5 protein-coding genes are annotated in these 4,894 nt (G+C 55.7%); 2 read left to right on the forward strand and 3 right to left on the reverse strand.

Features of this window, described 5'->3' with window-relative positions:
* Window positions 1–28: 28 nt before the first annotated feature.
* The 3 genes from R6U41_RS06760 to R6U41_RS06770 form a co-directional block, all read right to left on the reverse strand.
* Complete coding sequence (locus tag R6U41_RS06760; RefSeq protein WP_410269072.1) at window positions 29–1,381, reverse strand: alanine/glycine:cation symporter family protein; 1,353 nt, start codon at window positions 1,379–1,381, stop codon at window positions 29–31.
* Between the two features lie 281 nt (window positions 1,382–1,662).
* Complete coding sequence (locus R6U41_RS06765; RefSeq protein WP_410269073.1) at window positions 1,663–2,292, reverse strand: HPP family protein; 630 nt, start codon at window positions 2,290–2,292, stop codon at window positions 1,663–1,665.
* 352 nt (window positions 2,293–2,644) lie between these two features.
* Window positions 2,645–4,195 carry a sigma-54 interaction domain-containing protein gene (locus R6U41_RS06770; protein ID WP_410269074.1) on the reverse strand — a complete coding sequence of 517 codons (1,551 nt, stop codon included), beginning with the start codon at window positions 4,193–4,195 and terminating at the stop codon, window positions 2,645–2,647.
* A 176-nt stretch (window positions 4,196–4,371) separates the two neighbouring features.
* Here R6U41_RS06770 and R6U41_RS06775 point away from each other — a divergent pair, with 176 nt between their 5' ends.
* Both R6U41_RS06775 and R6U41_RS06780 read left to right on the forward strand, forming a co-directional pair.
* A complete protein-coding gene (locus R6U41_RS06775) occupies window positions 4,372–4,659 on the forward strand; it encodes a hypothetical protein (RefSeq protein WP_410269075.1) in 288 nt (95 codons plus the stop codon).
* 34 nt (window positions 4,660–4,693) lie between these two features.
* On the forward strand, window positions 4,694–4,894 hold a 201-nt coding region (locus tag R6U41_RS06780; RefSeq protein WP_410269076.1), incomplete at its 3' end, for a hypothetical protein.

The following is a 4,894-nucleotide window of genomic DNA, read 5'->3' on the forward strand; positions in this document are numbered from 1 at the left end:
AGAATTTCAGCAGCTTTCCGGGCCGTCTTTATCCGATGTCTGCGGGATAGACCCGCTTGGGATCGCTGAAGTATTCCCGGGTCAGGCGGATGATGACCGGGCTTAAAAAGATCAGGCCGATTAAGTTGGGCCAGGCCATCAATGCATTGAATATATCCGAGATGGTCCAGACCGTGGCCAGTTCCACATAGGCGCCCACCGGCAAAAGCAGGCAGTAAAGCACCCGGTAGGGCATGACCAGTTTTGGACCGAAAAGATAGTCAATGCAGCGGTCCCCGTAATATGACCAGGTAATGGCCGTGGAAAAGGCGAAAAAGATGATGCCGATGGCCACGATATATCCGCCCGGGCCGGGAAGTCCCATGTTAAATGCCTTGGCCGTCAGGTCCGCACCGGTTTCACCCGAGGTAAAGGCGCCGGTGATAATGATGACAAGCCCGGTCATGCTGCAGACCAAAATGGTGTCAATAAAAGGACCGAGCATGGAAATCAGACCTGCACGCACCGGTTCACTGGTTTTGGCCGCACCCCAGGCAATGGGTGCGCTTCCCAGGCCGGCCTCGTTTGAAAACACGCCCCGGGCCACGCCAAAACGGATGACCTGTGCCACGGCTGCGCCGGCAAAGCCGCCGGTGGCTGCAGTGCCGGTAAAGGCGTCTGTGAAGATCATGGCAAAGGCGGCCGGAACCTGGCCGATATTGGCAAAGATCACCACCAAAGAGCCGATCACGTAAAAAGTGGCCATGATGGGCACCAGCCGGCTGGCCACCTGGCCGATGCGCTTGATGCCGCCGACAATCACAAGGAAAACAAGGGCGCCGATGAGCAGGCCGGTCACCAGTTTGGGAATTCCGAAATAGGTCAGCACGGGTTCAGCCACGGAATTGGCCTGGACCATGTTGCCGATGCCAAATGAGGCCACGGCTGCAAACACGGCAAACAAGACCCCGAGCCATTTCTGCCCCAGGCCCTTTTCAATGTAGTACATGGGCCCGGCACCCACCACGCCGTCGGGGTGGATGGTCCGGTAATGCAGGGAAAGCAGGCATTCCCCGTATTTTAAGGCCATGCCGAAAACCGCGGTGATCCACATCCAGAACATGGCCCCCGGGCCGCCAAGGGCTATGGCCGTGCCCACCCCGGCAATATTGCCCGTGCCGATGGTGGCTGAAAGCGCTGCTGTCAGGGCCTGGAAATGACTGATTTCTCCCTTGTCCTTTGGATCGTCATATTTGCCGGAGATCAGTTTCCAGGCATAGCCGAACTTGCGAAGCTGAATCAGCGGAACCACAATGGTCAGCAAAATTCCCGTGCCGACCAGCAAAACGATTGTTACAGGTCCCCAGACAAATCCACTTATCATACCAAGGAAATCTTCCATCCATCCCCCTTTCAGTTTGAATATCAGGTTAATGCAACTTTATCGGTTGTACCGGGCTGTGTTTGCGCTTTCGTGGTGCTGTGCAGGTTGCAGACGGGAAAAAACGGGCCGGGGTTCTGTTGCTGCCGGTTGTTTTTCCGGTCAAGTAACAGTGGCTCTTTAAAGAAACAAGGAGGTTTGGACTGCCTGCCGGGTTGCTGTTGCAGGCGCCAAAACTCTTGATTATTCAATTATTAATAGCAGAAAATCGGCCTGATGTAAAGGTATTTGATTTTTATTTTTTAAAACCAGAACTCCGGGTAGCGGCGACGGGGGGCGAGATTGTTGACCAGCATGGCCACGGCCAGCATCACAACAGCGCCAAGGCCGGCCGGAACCAGCACGTACCAGAAGCCCAGGGCGTGGATTTTGCTGCTCCCGATCACCGCGATCAGGGCAGTGGCCCCGCCGGGGGGATGCAGGGTTTTGGTGGCGTGCATGGCAAGTATGGCCGTGGCAACCGCAACAGCTGCAGCCAGGGGCATGCTGGCCCCGAGCAGTTTGAATGCCGCCACCCCGATCACAGCGGAAATCATGTGTCCGCCCATGAGGTTTTCCTTAATCACGTCCAGGACTTCATTTTTTTCATTTACAACCGGAATGCCTGAAATGTTGCCCGCAGCCATGCGCTCTGCGGTTTCCAGCAGGGAGGTCTCCGGATTGACGCAGATCACCTGCCGGGTCATGACGTCTTTGGCGCGCATGGACCGGGCGATCCGGCCCACTGCATGATTGTACGCGACACGGTAAATCTCCATGAAGTCCGCGGGCGTGATATCGATATATCCCTGCATTTCCTTCATGGCAGCGATAATGTCCTCGTTTTCAAGATCCACGGGCGAGCCGCCCGGACCATCAGAGTTAAACTGCATCACATGCCTCCGCTGTAAACCTGTTCCAATCGGTTCCATTGAACCTTAATTGTTTTTTGGATATTTCTTTCAGCCATACCCGGTCTACCAGGACCCGGAAGCCGTTTTTTTATGCCTGAACCTCTTCAAAAAAGAAAATCACAGGGTGCATAAAAAACAGCGTGTATTTGCTTTATTTCATCAAAAAATACTGTCCGCATTGACTTGGGTCAAAAATAATTTGTAGGGGCGGGAAATCTGCTTGATCAATTCGAACAGATATACTTACCTGCAGGGATGTGTAATGTTTATGTTTGCCAATGCCGCACGGGGCAGAACCGCGGCGTTTGACGCAAATACCTATTTCATAATATCAGTGTCTGCGCCTGTAGGGGATGTTTAGCTTGTCCATGCGCTGGCGCAGGGTGTTGGGATGCAGTTTGAGCAGTTCGGCGGCCCCGCCCGGACCGCTGATTTTTCCACGGCTCCGGTCAAGGGCCTGGCGAATGTGGCGGGCGCATATTGAATCCAGTGAGGGGAAATCTTCGGCTGGATCTATGGCCCCGGGCGCTGCGGCAGTGTGGACGCCGCCGGCATTGCCGGTGAGCAAATCCATATCCAGCTGGCTTCCGGAGGATTGGATCAGGGCCCTTTCCACAAGGTTTTCCAGTTCACGCACGTTTCCCGGCCAGTTATGGGCCATGAGCCGGTCCAGGGCGCCGGCGGGCAGCCGGGGGCGAAACGGGAGTTTTAAATCCGCGGACTTGCGCTGCAGGAAATGATGCACCAGGGCGGGAATATCCTCTTTTCGCTGGCGAAGCGGCGGCACCATGATGGGAAAAACATTGATCCGGTACCACAGGTCTTCCCGGAATTTCCCGGTGCGGACCATGCCGGCCAGGTCGCGGTTGGTGGCAGCGATGATCCGGATATCCAGGGGAAGAGTCCGGCTTCCGCCCACACGCTCGATTTCTCTATGCTGCAGCACATGCAGCAGCTTGGCCTGAAACTGCAGGGGCAGTTCTCCGATTTCGTCCAGAAAAACGGTTCCGCCCTGGCCGCGCTCAAACCGCCCACGTTTCTGCCGGTCCGCACCCGTGAACGCCCCCTTTTCATGACCGAAAAGCTCGCTTTCCAGCAGGGAGCCGGGAATGGCGCCGCAGTTGACGGTGATCATGGGGCCCGCGGACCTGTGGGAAAGCTTGTGGATGGTATCGGCGATCATTCCCTTGCCGCTGCCGGTTTCGCCCAGGAGCAACACCGGGTTGTCGAGCCGGGCCACCTGCTGGACCTGGCGCATGACTCCGCTTAGCCCGAAATCCGCGCCGACAATCTCACCGCCTTTTTTGGCCCTGAGTTCTTCCTGGAAATAGCGGCTGTCATCGGCCAGCACTTCATTGAGGCGGACAACCTCCAGGTGCTTGAGCGCATTGGCCAGAGCAATGGCAATGGGGTCCCGGAGCTGGACAAAAAGCCGGCCATGGGCGTCGGAATAGCGGTTTGTGCCCCGGCTCTGGACCGCCACGTCGCCAATATAGCGGTCATCCAGGGACAGGCGCATGATCATGACCGAAAAATTGGTATCCAGGTGCAGCTGCTGCAGTGTGGATGCCACTTTCGGGTCTTTTCCGGGGTTGTTGACCACGTGCAGATCCGGCAGTCCCGGGCGCTGGTTTTCAGGGGCCTGCCAGTCAATGGCCGGGGCCTGCACGGTCTCTGCGGCGGGTCTGCTGCGGGCTTCGCCGGCCACTGCAACAAACCGCAGCATCCGGACATCCGGCATATACACCGAAAGATGCATGGAGTCGGCCGGAATGAAGTTTTGCAAATAATTCAGACAGGAGTCCAGGGCCTTGTCAATGTCTAAGCTGCTGCAAATGCGCAGAACCGCTTCCCGGAAAAAGGATTCAGTGAATTGTTCCATGGGCTTTCTTTTACATTATTTGGTGAATAATAAAGACTAATTACAATATAGCGTATTTTTTTCACATTATAATGTCAATCTCTCAATGAGGGATTTGGATAACCGATTGATACTGCACCTTATTTGGTTTCTGGCACAGGCTGTGCTTATACAGATGCCCTTAAAGGGGGAGCGCCATGTGGATAGAAGCCATTACCGTACGCACTGCCAGGCCCGGGCAATGCGCGCAATTGCTGGAGGATATGGCCGCATTGCGGGAGCAGGGGGCAATTGCCGGACCGCTTTGGTATGCCTGCTACCGGAACCTGGAGGTGGAAAACGAAATCAGTGTCCACCTGGCCTGGAAAGCAGACTCTCAGGCAATGGCCCGCACCGACTGCGGTCTGCTCATTGCCAGGCGCTTTGCCCAGCACGGGCTGGTTCACCATACCTTGTGGAAACAAACGGCATACACTTGTTTTTAATGATTATATACCCGTACCAGAAAGGATACAGCACATGAAAGCGTATTTGTGGATTCTGATTTTTTCTTTGATGATGGTTCCGGTCTCCGGCTCGGCCGCCCCGGAAGACCAGGGGCAGCAAGGCCCGCCGCCCCTGGTCTTCCGGGGCGGCCGAGCCGGAGACCGGAACCATCATCAAAGAAAAAATCAGAATCCACAAATACGCTTTCATGTGCTGTATCCTTTCTGGTACGGG

The organism is Desulfosalsimonas sp. (assembly GCF_046483245.1).
Taxonomy (GTDB): Bacteria; Desulfobacterota; Desulfobacteria; order Desulfobacterales; family Desulfosalsimonadaceae; genus Desulfosalsimonas.

Bases quoted from the DNA above. Each gene is read 5' to 3' on its own strand.
- R6U41_RS06760 (WP_410269072.1), bottom strand. From the start codon at position 1,381: ATGGAAGATTTCCTTGGTATGATAAGTGGATTTGTCTGGGGACCTGTA.
- R6U41_RS06775 (WP_410269075.1), top strand. From the start codon at position 4,372: ATGTGGATAGAAGCCATTACCGTACGCACTGCCAGGCCCGGGCAATGC.
- R6U41_RS06765 (WP_410269073.1), bottom strand. From the start codon at position 2,292: ATGCAGTTTAACTCTGATGGTCCGGGCGGCTCGCCCGTGGATCTTGAA.
- R6U41_RS06770 (WP_410269074.1), bottom strand. From the start codon at position 4,195: ATGGAACAATTCACTGAATCCTTTTTCCGGGAAGCGGTTCTGCGCATT.